15 protein-coding genes are annotated in these 14,997 nt (G+C 71.9%); 4 read left to right on the top strand and 11 right to left on the bottom strand.

What is annotated here, in order from left to right; genetic code table 11:
* Window positions 1-7: 7 nt before the first annotated feature.
* The 5 genes from BM064_RS15035 to BM064_RS15015 form a co-directional block, all read right to left on the bottom strand.
* Window positions 8-715, bottom strand: a complete 708-nt coding sequence (locus BM064_RS15035; protein ID WP_245779177.1) for a P-loop NTPase family protein — start codon at window positions 713-715, stop codon at window positions 8-10.
* Window positions 712-1,860, bottom strand: coding sequence for an AI-2E family transporter (locus BM064_RS15030; RefSeq protein WP_092860670.1), 1,149 nt, complete (start codon window positions 1,858-1,860; stop codon window positions 712-714). The genes BM064_RS15035 and BM064_RS15030 overlap by 4 nt, the downstream gene beginning before the upstream one ends.
* Window positions 1,861-1,957: 97 nt before the next feature.
* Window positions 1,958-2,401, bottom strand: coding sequence for a GNAT family N-acetyltransferase (locus BM064_RS15025; RefSeq protein ID WP_092860668.1), 444 nt, complete (start codon window positions 2,399-2,401; stop codon window positions 1,958-1,960).
* Between the two features lie 16 nt (window positions 2,402-2,417).
* Window positions 2,418-3,056 (bottom strand): LysE family translocator, encoded by a 639-nt coding sequence (locus BM064_RS15020; protein WP_092860666.1) that lies wholly within the window; start codon window positions 3,054-3,056, stop codon window positions 2,418-2,420.
* Window positions 3,053-3,829: an NAD kinase gene (locus BM064_RS15015; RefSeq protein WP_245779176.1), complete on the bottom strand. Its 777-nt coding sequence runs from the start codon at window positions 3,827-3,829 to the stop codon at window positions 3,053-3,055. The genes BM064_RS15020 and BM064_RS15015 overlap by 4 nt, the downstream gene beginning before the upstream one ends.
* 395 nt (window positions 3,830-4,224) lie before the next feature.
* Here BM064_RS15015 and glyA point away from each other — a divergent pair, with 395 nt between their 5' ends.
* The 4 genes from glyA (at window position 4,225) to BM064_RS28370 (ending at window position 8,394) form a co-directional block, all read left to right on the top strand.
* On the top strand, window positions 4,225-5,520 hold the full coding sequence (gene glyA, locus BM064_RS15010; RefSeq protein ID WP_092860664.1) for a serine hydroxymethyltransferase: 1,296 nt from the start codon (window positions 4,225-4,227) through the stop codon (window positions 5,518-5,520).
* Window positions 5,521-6,136: 616 nt separating this feature from the next.
* Window positions 6,137-6,607 carry a transcriptional regulator NrdR gene (gene nrdR, locus BM064_RS15005; RefSeq protein ID WP_092860662.1) on the top strand — a complete coding sequence of 157 codons (471 nt, stop codon included), beginning with the start codon at window positions 6,137-6,139 and terminating at the stop codon, window positions 6,605-6,607.
* Window positions 6,608-6,648: 41 nt separating this feature from the next.
* On the top strand, window positions 6,649-7,797 hold the full coding sequence (gene ribD / locus BM064_RS15000; RefSeq protein WP_092860660.1) for a bifunctional diaminohydroxyphosphoribosylaminopyrimidine deaminase/5-amino-6-(5-phosphoribosylamino)uracil reductase RibD: 1,149 nt from the start codon (window positions 6,649-6,651) through the stop codon (window positions 7,795-7,797).
* Window positions 7,798-7,851: 54 nt separating this feature from the next.
* Entirely contained in the window at window positions 7,852-8,394 is a 543-nt protein-coding gene (locus tag BM064_RS28370) for a serine O-acetyltransferase (protein ID WP_092860658.1), read from the top strand.
* A gap of 163 nt (window positions 8,395-8,557) precedes the next feature.
* Here BM064_RS28370 and BM064_RS14990 read toward each other — a convergent pair whose 3' ends face one another.
* The 6 genes from BM064_RS14990 to BM064_RS14965 form a co-directional block, all read right to left on the bottom strand.
* Window positions 8,558-8,947: a PaaI family thioesterase gene (locus tag BM064_RS14990; protein ID WP_218161048.1), complete on the bottom strand. Its 390-nt coding sequence runs from the start codon at window positions 8,945-8,947 to the stop codon at window positions 8,558-8,560.
* 136 nt (window positions 8,948-9,083) lie between these two features.
* Window positions 9,084-11,039 (bottom strand): acetate--CoA ligase, encoded by a 1,956-nt coding sequence (gene acs, locus BM064_RS14985; RefSeq protein WP_092860654.1) that lies wholly within the window; start codon window positions 11,037-11,039, stop codon window positions 9,084-9,086.
* Between the two features lie 128 nt (window positions 11,040-11,167).
* On the bottom strand, window positions 11,168-11,935 hold the full coding sequence (locus BM064_RS14980) for an ABC transporter ATP-binding protein (protein ID WP_177236276.1): 768 nt from the start codon (window positions 11,933-11,935) through the stop codon (window positions 11,168-11,170).
* Between the two features lie 2 nt (window positions 11,936-11,937).
* Complete coding sequence (locus BM064_RS14975; RefSeq protein ID WP_092860650.1) at window positions 11,938-12,702, bottom strand: ABC transporter ATP-binding protein; 765 nt, start codon at window positions 12,700-12,702, stop codon at window positions 11,938-11,940.
* Between the two features lie 11 nt (window positions 12,703-12,713).
* A complete protein-coding gene (locus BM064_RS14970) occupies window positions 12,714-13,883 on the bottom strand; it encodes a branched-chain amino acid ABC transporter permease (RefSeq protein WP_092860648.1) in 1,170 nt (389 codons plus the stop codon).
* Window positions 13,884-13,886: 3 nt separating this feature from the next.
* Window positions 13,887-14,915 (bottom strand): branched-chain amino acid ABC transporter permease, encoded by a 1,029-nt coding sequence (locus tag BM064_RS14965; protein ID WP_092860646.1) that lies wholly within the window; start codon window positions 14,913-14,915, stop codon window positions 13,887-13,889.
* Between the last annotated feature and the right edge of the window lie 82 nt (window positions 14,916-14,997).

Raw genomic sequence — 14,997 nt, 5'->3', positions numbered from 1 at the left:
GACGGTTTCATGCGGCGGGGCCCTGGGTTTCGGCCTCGCGCAGCACCTTGGCGGCGAGGCGCAGGCTGGGGCGCGAGCGGGCGGCCAGCGCGGCGCGGTCGATGGCGGCCACCGTCTCGGCGAGCCCGCGGTGCGAGCGGGGGCCGCGGGTGGCGAGATAGCGCGGCAGGCCCGCGTCGGCGGAGGCCAGCAGTTGGCGGTCGGCCAGCAGCTTCATCGCCAGCCCCTCCAGCAGGCGGTCGTCGGGGGGCGAGATGCGCGCGATGGGAAGGGCGGCGAGGCGGGTGGCGAGGTCGGGCAGCGCCACCGGCCAGCGGGCGGGGGGCGTGCGGCCGGTCAGCAGCAGGGCCGCCCCCTGCGCGGCGGCGAGGTTCACGAGGTGGAAGAGCGCGCGCTCGGCCTCGTCGAGGCCCGCGAGCCGGTCGGCGTCCTCGACCGCCAGCGCGCCGTGGGTCAGGAGCGCGCGCAGGTCGGCGCCGGGCAGCTCGGCGGCGGCGATGCGCGGGGCCCCGGTCTCCTGCGACCACACCGCGGCGAGGTGGGTCTTGCCCGCGCCCTCGGGGCCGACGAGGGCGAGGCGGCCGTCGGGCCACTCGCGCCAGCGGTCGAGCGCGGCGAGGGCGAGCGCGTTGGAGTCGGAGACGAAGAAGCTCTCGCGGTCGCGCGCGGCGCGCACCGGCAGGTCGAGGGGGAGCTGGCGGACCGGCGGCGTCACGGACCGAACCTCCGCTCGTCGGGGTCGAGGGGGGCGCCGGAGAGGTCGTCGGGGGCGGCGGGGGCGGGGGCGGGGCCCTGCTCGCGCTCGTAGATGGTGTGGCCGCGGTAGAGGCGGCCCTCCATGTATTCCTCGATGGCGAAGCGGCCGATGACGCCGATGGCGGCGGCGAGCGGCACGGCGATCAGCAGGCCGGTGAAGCCCAGCAGCGAGCCGAAGGCCGACAGCGCGAACATCAGCGCCACCGGGTGCAGCCCGACCGAGCCGCCGACCAGCTTGGGGGTCAGGAAGTTGCCCTCGACCGTCTGGCCGATCAGGAAGATGCCGGCGACGGCGAGGATCATGATCGGATCGTCCCAGAACTGGAACAGGGCGACCCCGATCGAGAGCGCGCCGCCCAGGATCGAGCCGATGAAGGGGATGAAGGAGATCAGCCCGGCGAAGAGCCCGATCACCAGCCCGAACTGGAGGCCCACGACCATCAGCGCGGTGGCGTAGAAGGCCCCCAGGATCACGCAGACGGTGAGCTGGCCGCGCACGAAGCCCGCCAGCACGCCGTCGATGCGCGAGGCGAGCTCGCGCACCGTGCCGACGTGGTCGCGGGGCACCCATGAATCGATCTTGGCGGTCAGCCGGTCCCAGTCCATCAGCAGGTAGAAGGCGACGACCGGGGTGATCACCAGCAGGGTCACGAAGTCGATCACCGCGAGGCCGCCGGTCCAGGCGGATTTCAGGGCCGCGACCGACCATTCCTCGGCCCGGCCCTTGAACGTCTCCAGCGCCTGCTCGACCGCGCCGCCCTGGTCGAGCACCTCGGGGAAGCGCCGCTCGACGAAGCCGCGGATGGCGTCGGCGTAGACGGGGGCCTGCTCGATGAACTCGCGGGCCTGCTCGATGAAGGCGGGGATCAGGACCAGCATGGCGACGATGAACAGCGTCGCCATCAGGATGGTGATGGTGGCGGTGGCGAGCGTGCGCGAGAAGCCGCGCGCCTCCAGCCGGTCGGCCAGCGGATCGAGGAAATAGGCCAGCGCGGCGCCGGCGAGGAAGGGCAGCAGCACCCCCGCCATGGCCCACATGAAGAGGAGCAGCGCGGCGAGCCCCACCAGCCACCATCTGACCTGTTCGCCGTGGCTCAGAGCCATGCCGTTCTCCCTGTCTCCGGAGCCTTGGGTTTGCGGCCTCGCGGGCGCGCTTGCAACCCCGGCGTGGCGCGAGGGGGGGATCGCGGGGCGGCGGGGCTCAGGGGCGCAGGGTCATGTCCACCCGGTCGAGGCCGGGTCCGTAGCCGTCGGGCGTGACGGCGACGACCTCGAAGCCGAGGCCCGCGTAGAAGCCGCGGCTCGCCGGCGTGGTGTCGAGCTTGAGGAGCGCCACCCCCGGCGCCCGCCGCATCGCCGCGAGCCGGGCGAGCGTCAGGCGGCGGCCGAGGCCCTGGCGGTGCAGCGCGGGCGCGACCATGCCCCAGCACAGGACCGCCGCCTCGCCCTCGCGCATCCAGCCGCCGCAGGCGAGGACGTCGCCCTCGCGCGCGATCACGAGGTGGTCGGCGCCGGGGGGCGGGGCGTCGAGCCAGGCCGTGAAGGCCGGGCGCTCGGAGGGGTCGAAGAAGCGGGGCGTGCAGGCGTCGAAGATCGCGAGGCAGGCGGCGCGGTCGGCGGGCGCATAGGGGCGAAGGGCGTCCACCTGCCCTGCCCCGCGCTCAGGCCCGCCGGCCGAAGGCGAGCCAGGCGGCGCCGCCGACCAGCGCCGCGGCCGAGCCGCGCGCCGTCCAGGCGCGCGCGCCGGCGCCGAGCCCCCGGCCGCCGGCGGCGCCGAGGCAGGCCCAGCCCGAGTCGAGGACCAGCGCCACGACCAGGTAGACCGCGCCGAGCAGCGCGAGCTGCGGGCCCGCGGGGGCGGCGGCGTCGACGAACTGCGGCAGGAAGGCCGCGTGAAAGGCGAGGCTCTTGGGATTGGCGAGGCCGGTCAGCAGGCCCCGGCGCGCGGCGCGCAGCGCGGCCTGACGGGGGGCCTGTGGCGCGGGGCGGCGCGCCTCGCGCCACAGGCCCACGCCGAGATACAGCAGCCAGGCGACGCCGAGCCAGCGCAGGACCTCGAAGGCCGCGCCCCAGGCTTCGGCGATCCAGGCGAGCCCGAAGACCACCAGCGCGATCTGCCCGGCGTGCGCCAGCGTCGTGCCGGCCGCCGCCGCCAGCCCCGCGCGCAGCCCCTCGCGGGCCGAGAGCGCCAGGATCAGCGCCACGTTGGGCCCCGGCACCGCGATGGACAGCGCCGAGACCGCGACGAATCCCGCCAGCAGGCCGGGATCGGGGACCAGCGCGGGGCCGGCGAGGGTCACGCGAACTGCTCGCGAATCAGCCGCTCCTCGAGGCCGTGGCCGGGGTCGAAGAGCAGGGTGTGGGAGATCGAGGGATCGAGCTCGACATGCACCTTCAGGGCGCCGCGCACCTCGACGTTGTCGGCGGTGGCCGAGACGGGGCGGCGCTCGGGGTCGAGGCACTCCAGCGTCACGCGGGCGTGGCGGGGCAGCAGCGCGCCGCGCCAGCGCCGGGGGCGGAAGGCGGAGATCGGCGTCAGGGCCAGGATCTCGGCCCCGATGGGCAGGATCGGGCCATGGGCGGAGTAGTTGTAGGCGGTGGAGCCGGCGGGGGTCGCGACCATCACGCCGTCGCAGACCAGCTCGGACATCCGCTCCTTGCCGTCGATCAGGATCCGGATCTTGGCGGCCTGGTGACGCTCGCGCAGCAGGCTGACCTCGTTGATCGCGTGGGCCTGGCGGACCTCGCCGTCGTCGCACTCGACCGTCATCTTCAGGGGATTGATGACGGCGGCCTCGGCGGCCATCAGCCGCTCCATCAGCCCGTCCTCGATGTAGTCGTTCATCAGGAAGCCGACGGTGCCGCGGTGCATGCCGTAGACCGGGCGCGGATCGCGGCGGGAGGCCTGCAGGACCTCGAGCATCAGCCCGTCGCCGCCCAGCGCCACGATCACGTCGGCGTCGTGCAGCATGGTCTGGCCGAAGCGGGCGACCAGCCCCTCATAGGCCGCGACCGCCTGCGGCGCGTCGGAGCGCACGAAGTGGATGCGGGGCTGCAGCAGCATCGGGTCCATGGTCGGGGGGCTCGGACATGGCGGAGAGGGGATGGGGGGCGGGCCCCCGGGGCCCGAGGGAGGCCGACCATGACCCCCCGCGCCCCGGCGCGCAAGCGCCACGGGCGGACCCGCCCTGCGGCGAGAGGGCGCCGCAGGGCGGGTCGCGGGCCGGGCGCGGGGCGCAGGGCCCGGGGCGCGGGGCGCAGGGCCCGGGGCGCGGGGCGCAGGGCCCGGGGCGCAGGGCCCCGGGGCGCGGAAACCCGACGCGGCGGCGCCCCCGCGACGCCGGGCGCGCGCGAAGCGTCGCCTCCGGGACGGGACAAACCCGTCGCAGGGGTGTATGGACGCCGGGAACCCTGAACCCCCGGCCGCAGGTGCCCCCAGAAGCGGGGCCCCGAGACAGGAGACGCGACATGGACGCCAGCACGCGCGATTCCGGCTTCTTCACCCAGGCGCTCGCCGAGCGCGACCCCGAGATCTTCAAGGCCATCGGTCTGGAGCTCGGTCGTCAGCGCGAGGAGATCGAGCTGATCGCCTCCGAGAACATCGTCAGCTACGCGGTCCTGCAGGCGCAGGGCTCGGTCCTGACCAACAAGTACGCCGAGGGCTACCCGGGCAAGCGCTACTACGGCGGCTGCCAGTTCGTGGACATCGCCGAGGAGCTGGCGATCGAGCGCGCCAAGGCCCTGTTCGGCGCGAAGTTCGCCAACGTGCAGCCCAACTCCGGCAGCCAGATGAACCAGGCGGTGTTCCTGGCGCTGCTGAAGCCGGGCGACACGTTCATGGGGCTGGACCTGAACTCGGGCGGCCACCTGACCCACGGCTCGCCGGTCAACATGTCGGGCAAGTGGTTCAACGTGATCTCCTACGGCGTGCGCGCCCAGGACAACCTGCTCGACATGGACGACATCCGCGCCAAGGCGCACGAGCACAAGCCCAAGCTGATCGTGGCCGGCGGCACCGCCTATTCGCGCGTCTGGGACTGGGCCGAGTTCCGCAAGATCGCCGACGAGGTCGGGGCGTATCTGATGGTCGACATGGCCCATATCGCGGGCCTGGTCGCGGGCGGGGCGCATCCCTCGCCGGTGCCCCATGCCGACGTGGTGACCACGACGACGCACAAGTCGCTGCGCGGCCCGCGCGGCGGCATGATCCTGTGCAATGACGAGGCGATCGCCAAGAAGATCAACTCGGCCGTGTTCCCCGGCCTGCAGGGCGGCCCGCTGATGCACGTGATCGCCGCCAAGGCCGTGGCCTTCGGCGAGGCGCAGCGGCCGGAGTTCCGCGCCTATGCCCACCAGGTCGTGGCCAACGCGCGCGCCATGGCCGACGAGCTGATGAAGGGCGGGATCGACATCGTCTCGGGCGGCACCGACAACCACCTGATGCTGGCCGACCTGCGGCCCAAGAAGGTGACCGGCAAGGCCGCCGAGATCGCGCTGGGCCGCGCCCACGTGACCTGCAACAAGAACGGCGTGCCCTTCGATCCGGAGAAGCCGATGGTGACCTCGGGCATCCGCCTGGGCGCCCCCGCCGGCACCACCCGCGGCTTCGGCGAGGAGGAGTTCCGCCAGGTCGCGCGGATGATCGTGAAGGTGGTCGACGGGCTGGCCGCGGCCGGCGAGGGCGGCGACGCCGAGATCGAGGCCGCGGTGCGCGAGGAGGCGATCGCGCTGTGCCGTCGCTTCCCGATCTACCCCGCGCTGTGATCCCCGCGCCCTGACCCCGCCCGCGCCGCTTCCGCGGCGGCGCGCAGGCGGGCGGGGCGGCGGGCGGCCGGCAGGCGAAGGGCGGCGCAGGACATCCCTGCGCCGCCCTCTTTGGGTCTCGGCGCGCCCGGCTGGGGTCGGGCGGGCGCCTTCCGAGGGAACGGGCCATGGCCGCTGGGGACGACCATGGCCCTTCCCGGCAAGTCCTCGGACGCTGACGAACGCTGCGTCCCCAACGGACGACGCTACGCGTATCCGCCTTGCCAGTGCGTCAATCTGGAACGCAGATTGCGGCAAGATCGTGATCGGCCCCGAACGGTTTTGCGGCGCAATTCATTGTAATGCATCCTTTCTCCGATGGGATTTCATCGTCGGAGCCCCGCCCGCGCAGGCGCGTGGAGGCCCCGGGGCGCCGGGATCCGCGCCACGATCCGGGCGCAATCGTTCCATGGGTCGGGCCGCGCTCCCGCAGGGTCGGCGCGGCGCGCGCGCGTCGGCGCGGGGCGGGGCGCCTGAGTCGGGCGGGACACGCATATCTCGCGCCGACCCGCAGGGCCTACCCAACCGCTGGGGGCGCCCCTATAATGACGGCGTCCGATGCGCGAGAGGGACCGATATGCGCTGCCCGTTCTGCGGAAACACCGAAACCCAGGTGAAGGACAGCCGTCCGGCCGAGGATCACGTCGCGATCCGCCGCCGTCGCTTCTGTCCCGCCTGCGGCGGCCGCTTCACCACCTACGAGCGCGTGCAGCTGCGCGACCTGGTGGTGGTGAAGAAGAACGGCCGGCGCGAGGATTTCGACCGCGACAAGCTCGCCCGCTCGATCCGCATCGCGCTGCAGAAACGCCCCATCGAGATCGAGCGCATCGAGCAGATGATCTCGGGCATCGTCCGCCGCCTCGAGAGCAAGGGCGACGTCGACATCGCCTCGGACGAGATCGGGCAGATCGTGATGGAGGCGCTGGCGCGCATCGACACGGTGGCCTACGTGCGCTTCGCCTCGGTCTACAAGAACTTCCAGGAGGCCGACGACTTCGAGGAGTTCGTCGCCGAACTGCGCCCCGTCGCCAAGGGCGAGGAGCCCTGACGCCCTCCTGACGCCGCCCCGGCGCCGACACGGAAACGACCATGGCCGACGAGCAGGACCTGCGCTGGATGCGCGCCGCGCTGAGCATGGCGCGCCGCGCGGTGGGGCGCACCGCGCCCAACCCCGCAGTGGGCTGCGTGATCGTGAAGGGGGGCGTGGCGCTGGGGCGGGGCTTCACCCAGCCCTCGGGCCGCCCCCATGCCGAGACCGTGGCGCTGGCCCAGGCCGAGGCGCTGTTCGGACCGGGCGCGGCGCGCGGCGCCGACGTCTACGTGACGCTCGAGCCCTGCGCCCACCACGGCCGCACGCCGCCCTGCGCCGATGCGCTCGCCGCGGCGGGCGTGGCGCGCGTGGTCTGCGCGGCGGGCGACCCCGACCCGCGGGTCGACGGGCGCGGCTTCGCCCGCCTGCGCGAGGCGGGGGTGGCGGTCGAGACCGGGGTGCTGGCCGCCGAGGCCGAGGCGATGAACGCCGGCTTCCTGTCGCGCCACCGCCGCGGGCGGCCCTGGCTGACGCTGAAGCTCGCGACCTCGCTCGACGGGCGCATCGCCACCGCCTCGGGGGATTCGAAGTGGATCACCGGCGAGGCGGCCCGCGCCCGGGTGCACCTGATGCGCGCCGAGCATGACGCGATCCTGGCGGGGATCGGCACGGTGCGCGCCGACGACCCCGCGCTGGACGTGCGCCTGCCGGGGATGGCGGACCGCTCCCCCCTGCCCGTCGTCTTCGACCCGCGCCTGACCCTGGCCGCGGCCACGCGGCTGGGCTCGGGCGCGCGGCCGGCGCTGGTGCTGCACCTGCCGGTGGGCGCGCCCGACGGCCCCGAGGCGCACCGCGAGACCGAGATGCGCGAGCGCGGCCTGACCCTGCAGGCGATCCCCCCCGCCCCCGGCGGCGGCGGCGGGCCGGCGCTGCTCGATCCGCGCGCCGCGCTCGAGGCGCTGGCCGAGGCGGGGATCACCCGCGCCTTCTGCGAGGGGGGCGGGCGGCTGGCGGGCGCTCTGCTGGCGGCCGGGCTGGTGGACGAGCTGGCGCTGTTCTCCGGCGGCGCGGCCATCGGGGCCGAGGGGCTGCCGGCGCTGGGGCCGCTGGGGCTGGGGCGGCTGGCCGAGGCCGCGCGCCTGCGCTGCGTGGAGACGCGCCGGCTGGGTCCGGACGCGCTGAGCCTGTGGCGGCCCGACCATGCTTGACCGAGGCCGCCCGCGAGGCCCCGCGCTCGCCTCCCCTGCCGCAGGAGCCCCGACGTGACCGAGAGAGCGGTCTCCGCCGAGACGCCGGACTGGACGCGCGAGCGGCCGCGGCGGTTCTGGGACCCTGCCCGGCGGCTGCTGCGCGCGATCCGCCGCTGGCAGGCCTGCGGGACCGGGCCGCTGGGGCGGCTGGCGAAGAAGCGCTGGGCGCTGTCGCACCGGTTCTGGTCGGCGGTGACCTCGGTCGAGGTGCCGCTGAAGACGCCGATCGCGGGGGGGCTGATGCTGCCGCATCCGACCGGGGTGGTGGTGCATCCCGACACGGTGATCGGGCCGAACTGCATCCTGTTCCAGAACGTGACGCTGGGCACCAACTACGGCCGCCGCGGCGCGCCGCGGCTGGGCGGGCATGTGGACGTCGGCCCCGGCGCGGTGGTGCTGGGGCCGGTGACGATCGGCGACCATGCGCTGATCGCGGCCAACGCGGTGGTGCTCTCCGACGTGCCCCCCGGCGCGGTGGTGGCGGGCGCGCCCGCGCGGGTGATCCGCTACCGCGCCGGCGCCGGCCCCGAGACCGGCCCGACCGGCGCGCCCTGACCCGCTCGACGGCGAGGGCGGCGAGGCGGCGAAGGGCCCCCGCCCGCCCCGGCGCGCGGGCGCCCCGGGCATGACCCGGGGCCTCTCGCGGCCCGCCGCCTGGGCGCCCCTTCGGCGCGAGGCGTGACGCCCGGTTCGGGCGCCCTGCCCCCGGCCGCCGGGCTCAGAGAATGAGCTGCGTCTGGGTGACGAGGGCGACGTTCTTCCCGTCCTCGCGGGTGATCTTCGTCTGCCAGACGCTGGTGCGCCCGCCCTTGTGGATCGGCGTGGCGGTTCCGGTGACGGTGGTCCCCTCCTTGGCGGCACCGAGGAAGTTGGTCTTGCTCTCGATGGTGGTGGTGCCCTTGGCGTCCCTGGGCATCGACAGCACCGTGCCCAGCGCGCCGAGCGCGTCGGCGAAGGCCATGATCGCGCCCCCGTGCAGGATGTGGCCGGCGGTGCACAGGTCCGGTCGGACCTCCAGCGTGGCGACCACCTCGTCGGGGCCGGCCGCGACCACCTTCACCCCCATCAGCTTCGAGAAGGGCATGCGGTCGGCCATGTTCTCGCTCATCTGTCGTCTCCTCCGGTTCGGCCCGCTCATCCTCGCCGGGCCCGGCGCGGAGCATCAACGACCCGGGAGGTAATCGGAACCGCAAAAAGGGGGCCCGCAGGCCCCCTTTCGCCGTCCCTCGCGAAGACGGGGCCCCTCAGGCGCTTTCGGCCTGCTTGTGGGCGGAGTTGGCGACCAGGTCGTCGACCACGGCGGGGTCGGCCAGCGTCGAGGTGTCGCCCAGGGCGCCGGTGTCGTTCTCGGCGATCTTGCGCAGGATCCGGCGCATGATCTTTCCGCTGCGGGTCTTGGGGAGCCCCGGCGCCCACTGGATGACGTCCGGTTTCGCGATGGGCCCGATCTCGGTGCGCACCCAGTCCGAGAGCTCCTTGCGAAGCGCCTCGGTGGGCTCGACCCCCTCCATCAGCGTCACGTAGCAGTAGATGCCCTGGCCCTTGATGTCGTGGGGGTAGCCGACGACCGCGGCCTCGGCGACCTTCTCGTGGGCGACGAGGGCGCTTTCGACCTCCGCCGTGCCCATGCGGTGGCCGGAGACGTTGATCACGTCGTCCACGCGGCCCGTGATCCAGTAGTAGCCGTCCGCGTCCCGCCGGCAGCCGTCGCCGGAGAAGTAGTAGCCCTTGAACATCTCGAAATAGGTCGAGACGAACCGCGCGTGATCGCCCCAGACGGTGCGCATCTGGCCGGGCCAGCTGTCCTTGATCGCCAGCACGCCGGTGGCCTCGCCCTCGAGCTCGTTGCCCTGGTCGTCGAGCACCACCGGGTTCACGCCGAAGAAGGGCCGGGTGGCGGAGCCGGGCTTGAGCGGGGTGGCGCCGGGGAGGGGCGAGATCAGGATGCCCCCCGTCTCGGTCTGCCACCAGGTGTCGACGATGGGGCATTTCCCCTTGCCGACGACGCGGTGATACCAGTTCCAGGCCTCGGGGTTGATCGGCTCCCCGACCGTGCCGAGGATGCGCAGGGTGCTCAGATCGCACTTGGTGATCCACTGGTCGCCCTTGCCCATCAGGGCGCGCAGCGCGGTGGGGGCGGTGTAGAAGATCGAGACCTTGTGCTTGTCGACCACCTGCCAGAAGCGCGAGGCGTCGGGCCAGGTGGGCACGCCCTCGAACATCAGCGTGGTCGCGCCGTTGGCGAGGGGCCCATAGACGATGTAGCTGTGGCCCGTGACCCAGCCCACGTCGGCGGTGCACCAGTAGACCTCGCCGTCGCGGTAGTCGAAGACGTGCTCATGGGTCATCGAGGCGTAGACGAGATACCCCGCCGAGGTGTGCACCACCCCCTTGGGTTTGCCCGTGGAGCCGGAGGTGTAGAGGATGAAGAGCGGGTCTTCCGCGTTCATCTCCTCGGGCTTGCACTCGGGCTCGACGATGGCGGCGAGCGTCTCGTAGTGGAAGTCGCGGCCCTCGACCCAGGTGGTCTGCTCGCCGGTGCGGCGCACCACCAGCAGCTTCACGTCGTCGCCGCAGCGGCGCAGGGCCTTGTCGGCGTTGGTCTTGAGCGGGGTCGAGCGGCCGCCTCGCGGAGCGTGGTCGGCGGTGATCACCAGCTTCGCGCCGCAGTCGTTCACCCGGTCGGCGAGCGCGTCGGGCGAGAAGCCCGCGAAGACCACCGAGTGGATGGCGCCGATGCGCGCGCAGGCGAGCATGGCGTAGGCGGCGGCGGGGATCATCGGCAGGTAGATCACCACCCGGTCGCCCTTGCGCACGCCCAGGGTCTTGAGGACGTTGGCGAACTTCGAGACCTCGGCGTGGAGCTGGGCGTAGCTGATATGCTGCGCCTCCTCCTCGGGGTCGTCGGGCTCGAACAGGATCGCGGTCTGCTCGGCGCGGTTCTCGAGGTGGCGGTCGATGCAGTTGGCGGCCACGTTCATCGTGCCGTCGCCGAACCACTCGATCTGCACGTCGGGGTAGGAATAGGAGACGTTCCTGACCGTCGAGTAGGGCCGGATCCAGTCCAGCCGGCGGCCGTGATCGTCCCAGAACTTCACCGGGTCCTGGATCGAGGCCTTGTACATGGCCTCGTATTTTTCGGCGTCGATGGAGGCGCCGTTGGCGACCTCCGGCGGCACGGGAACGACGGTGTCGGACATGGGCGTCCTCCTCCTGGACTGTCCGGGGCGCGCTTCGACCGCCAGACCTCCCTGCGGCGGCGCGCCCGCGATGATGGGGCCAGAGAAACTTAGGGCGGGGCGCGCGCATGTCGCCCCGTCCCAAGGTCTCAGATCGCCAGGTACTCCTGCCGCAGCGCGGCGTCATCGAGAACCTCCTGAGCGGTCCCGTCGAAGACCACCTGGCCCATGTCCAAGATGATCGCCCGGTCGGCAAGCTGCAAGGCGGCGATGGCGTTCTGCTCGACGATCACCGTGGTGATGCCGAGTTTCTTGATCTCGGCCAGCGTCTTCTCGATCTCCTGGACGATCACCGGGGCGAGGCCCTCGTAGGGCTCGTCGAGCAGCAGGAGCTTGATGTCGCGCGCCAGCGCCCGGCCGATGGCGAGCATCTGCTGCTCGCCGCCCGAGAGGGTGACCCCCTCCTGCTTGCGGCGTTCGCCGAGCCGCGGGAACAGCTCGTAGATGCGCTCGATCGACCAGCCGTGGGGCGGCTCGATCTGCGCGAGCTGCAGGTTCTCCTCCACCGTCAGGCCGGGGATGATGCGCCGGTCCTCGGGCACGAGCTGGATGCCGTTCTTGGCGGCGTCGTGGCTCTTCATCTCGTGGATCGGCTTGTGGTCGAGCCAGATCTCGCCGTGCTTGAGCTCGGGGTTTCCGGCGCGCGCGATGGTGCGCAGCGTCGAGGTCTTGCCCGCGCCGTTGCGGCCCAGGAGGGCCAGGATCTCGCCCTCGTGGATGTTGAAGCTGACGCCCTGGACGATGTAGCTCTCGCCATAATAGGCGTGCAGGTCCCAGGCGGAGAAATAGGCCGGCGGCGTGCCCGCGTTGCGCGGGTTGGGCGTCTTCTTGACCTTGGCGTAGGGATCGTCGGTCAGGGTCACAGGTGCGCTCCTCCGAGATAGGCTTCCTGAACTTTCGGGTTGCCCTTGATGTGCTGCGGCGCGTCCTCGACGATCACGTGGCCCTGGGCGAGGACCGAGATCCGGTCCGCCAGGGAGAACACCACGTGCATGTCGTGCTCGATCACCGCGAGCGTGATGCTCTTGGCGGCCACGATCTGCTTGAGCAGATCGATGGTGTTGTTGGTGTCGGCGCGCGACATGCCCGCCGTAGGCTCGTCGAGCAGCAGGAGCTTGGGCTCCTGCACCAGGCACATGGCCATCTCCAGCCGGCGCTTGTCGCCGCGCGAGAGGTTCTTGGCGAGCATCGCGCGCCGGTCGGCCATGTTGACGTCCTCGAGACAGGCGAGCGCCCGGTCGCGGATCTCGGCCTCGCGCGACATGCTCTCCCAGCCGTGCAGGCGGAAGGCGCCGTCGCGCTTGGCGAAGGCGGGGATCATCACGTTCTCGGCGACGGTGAGATCCTCGAAGATCTCGGGGGTCTGGAACACGCGGGAGACGCCGAGCTGGTTGATCTCGTGCGGCTTGCGCCCGATCAGGGACTGGCCGTCGAAGGTGACGGTGCCGGTGTCGGGGATCAGGCGGCCGACGAAGGTGTTGAGCAGCGTCGACTTGCCCGCGCCGTTGGGGCCGATGATGGCGTGGACGGTGTTTTCCATCACCGTGAGATTGACGTCGTCGAGCGCCTTGAGCCCGCCGAACCGCTTGTTGACGTTCTGGACCTGGAGGATGGGGGTTCCCATGGCGTGCTCCCTCACTCGGCCGGCGCGGGCGCGGGGCGCGCGGCCCCGTTCTCGCCCTTGCCGCGGTTGGTGACGAGGCGGCCGAGGCGCGAGGCGCCCTCGATCAGGCCGCCGGGCAGGAAGGTGACGATCACCATGAAGATCAGCCCCAGCGTCAGGTGCCAGCCCTCGCCCACGAAGAGCGAGGAGACCGAGACGACGGCGTGCTGCAGCGTCTCGGGGAGGAAGGACCAGAAGTCCATCAGCACGCCCTCGTTGATCGCGGAGAAGATGTTCTCGAAATACTTGATCAGGCCTGCGCCCAGCACCGGGCCCAGCAGGGTGCCGGCGCCGCCGAGGATGGTCATCAGGACGACCTCGCCCGAGGCGGTCCACTGCATCCGCTCGGCCCCCGCCAGCGGGTCCATCGCCGCCAGCAGCCCGCCCGCGAGCCCCGCGAACATGCCCGAGATCACGAAGGCCGCCAGCGTGTAGGGGCGGGTGTTGAGGCCGGTGTAGCTCATCCGGTTCTGGTTGGACTTCACCGCCTTCAGCATCATCCCGAAGGGCGAGCGGAACAGGCGCAGGGAGATGTAGAAGCAGCCGATCAGGATCGCGGCGCAGACGTAGAAGCCCGCGTTGAACTGCACCGCCATGCCCAGGATCGAGACTTCGGTCGTCTCGATCATGTTCAGGCCGAAGAGGTTGGAGAAGGGCTGCCCCGCGGCGCCGCCGTCGAGGATGCGGGGATCGTCCAGCGTCACCTGCAGGCCGGTCTCGCCGTTGGTGATCGGGGTCAGCACCGAATAGGCGAGGTTGTAGCTCATCTGCGCGAAGGCGAGCGTGAGGATCGAGAAGTAGATGCCCGAGCGGCGCAGCGAGATGTAGCCGATCAGCAGGCTGAACAGCCCGCCCACGATCACCGCGAAGACGATGGCGGGGATCACGTTCATCGACAGCAGCTTGAACATCCACACGGCGGCGTAGGAGCCGACGCCGAGGAAGGCCGCGTGGCCGAAGGAGAGGTAGCCGGTCAGCCCGAACAGGATGTTGAAGCCGATGGCGAAGATCCCGTAGATCGCGAACTTCTGCAGCAGGTCCGGATAGCCCGCCCCGAAGGGCGCGAGGATGATCGGTCCGGCGAGCACCAGCACGGAGAAGACCGCCAGCAGGATCCGGTCGTTGGTCTTGGAGCTGGTCATGGATCAGGCCTCCATCACGCCCTTGCGGCCCAGCAGGCCCCGCGGGCGGGTGAGCAGGATGACGACGGCGACCAGGTAGATGATGATCTGGTCGATGCCCGGGAGGAGCTGCTTGACCTCGTTCATCGAGGCGAAGCTCTGCAGGATCCCCAGCAGGAAGCCGGCCGCGACCGCGCCGGGCAGCGAGCCCATGCCGCCGACCACGACCACGACGAAGCTGAGCACCAGGAAATCCATCCCCAGGTGGTAGTCGGGCGAAAGGATGGGCGTGTACATCACCCCCGCGAGCCCCGCGACGCAGGCGGCGAGCCCGAACATCATGGTGAAGCGGCGGTCGATGTTGATGCCCAGCAGGCCCACCGTCTCGCGGTCGGCCATGCCGGCGCGCACGACCATGCCGAAGGTGGTGAACTGCAGGAAGGAGAACACCGCGCCGATCACGGCGGCGGCGAAGAGGAAGTAGACCAGCCGCCACATCGGGTAGACGACCGCGCCGGCCTGCATCCCCACCGCCGCCCCGAAGTCGGCCATGCCCGACAGCGCGTCGGGGGCGGGCTGGGGGATCGGGTTGGCGCCGAAGAAGGCCTTGATGATCTCCTGCAGCACGATGGCGAGGCCGAAGGTCACCAGGATCTGGTCGGCGTGGGGGCGCTTGTAGAAGTGGCGGATCAGCCCGCGCTCCATCACCAGGCCGACGAGCAGCATGAAGGGGATGGCGAGCAGGATCGAGACCAGCACCGACCACTCGTTCAGCCACTGGCCGAAATCGCCGAACCAGGCCTCGACGTAGAGGGTGCGGATCTCGAGCGGGGTGCCCCAGGCGGTGGTCTCGGTGGCGGAGAGGGCGACCATCTCCATCGAGAAGAGCTTGTCGATCGACACGGCGCAGAACGCGCCCAGCATGAACAGCGCGCCATGGGCGAAGTTCACGACGCCCAGCGTGCCGAAGATGAGCGTCAGACCCAGGGCGATCATCGCGTAGGCCGAGCCCTTGTCGAGACCGTTCAGAATCTGGAGGAGGATCGCGTCCATCGCGCCGGCTCCCATTGCAGGCGGCCCCGGGGGCAGGCCTTCGGATGTGAGACAAGGGTGGGGACCGTCGCGCCCGGGGAGG

The sequence above is a fragment of the Albimonas pacifica genome (assembly GCF_900113695.1).
Taxonomy (GTDB): Bacteria; Pseudomonadota; Alphaproteobacteria; order Rhodobacterales; family Rhodobacteraceae; genus Albimonas; species Albimonas pacifica.
This window is presented reverse-complemented; position numbering and strand designations above follow the sequence as displayed.

Bases quoted from the DNA above. Each gene is read 5' to 3' on its own strand.
- BM064_RS15030 (WP_092860670.1), bottom strand. From the start codon at position 1,860: ATGGCTCTGAGCCACGGCGAACAGGTCAGATGGTGGCTGGTGGGGCTC.
- BM064_RS15015 (WP_245779176.1), bottom strand. From the start codon at position 3,829: ATGGACCCGATGCTGCTGCAGCCCCGCATCCACTTCGTGCGCTCCGAC.
- glyA (WP_092860664.1), top strand. From the start codon at position 4,225: ATGGACGCCAGCACGCGCGATTCCGGCTTCTTCACCCAGGCGCTCGCC.
- nrdR (WP_092860662.1), top strand. From the start codon at position 6,137: ATGCGCTGCCCGTTCTGCGGAAACACCGAAACCCAGGTGAAGGACAGC.
- ribD (WP_092860660.1), top strand. From the start codon at position 6,649: ATGGCCGACGAGCAGGACCTGCGCTGGATGCGCGCCGCGCTGAGCATG.
- BM064_RS14990 (WP_218161048.1), bottom strand. From the start codon at position 8,947: ATGAGCGAGAACATGGCCGACCGCATGCCCTTCTCGAAGCTGATGGGG.
- acs (WP_092860654.1), bottom strand. From the start codon at position 11,039: ATGTCCGACACCGTCGTTCCCGTGCCGCCGGAGGTCGCCAACGGCGCC.
- BM064_RS14975 (WP_092860650.1), bottom strand. From the start codon at position 12,702: ATGGGAACCCCCATCCTCCAGGTCCAGAACGTCAACAAGCGGTTCGGC.
- BM064_RS14970 (WP_092860648.1), bottom strand. From the start codon at position 13,883: ATGACCAGCTCCAAGACCAACGACCGGATCCTGCTGGCGGTCTTCTCC.
- BM064_RS14965 (WP_092860646.1), bottom strand. From the start codon at position 14,915: ATGGACGCGATCCTCCTCCAGATTCTGAACGGTCTCGACAAGGGCTCG.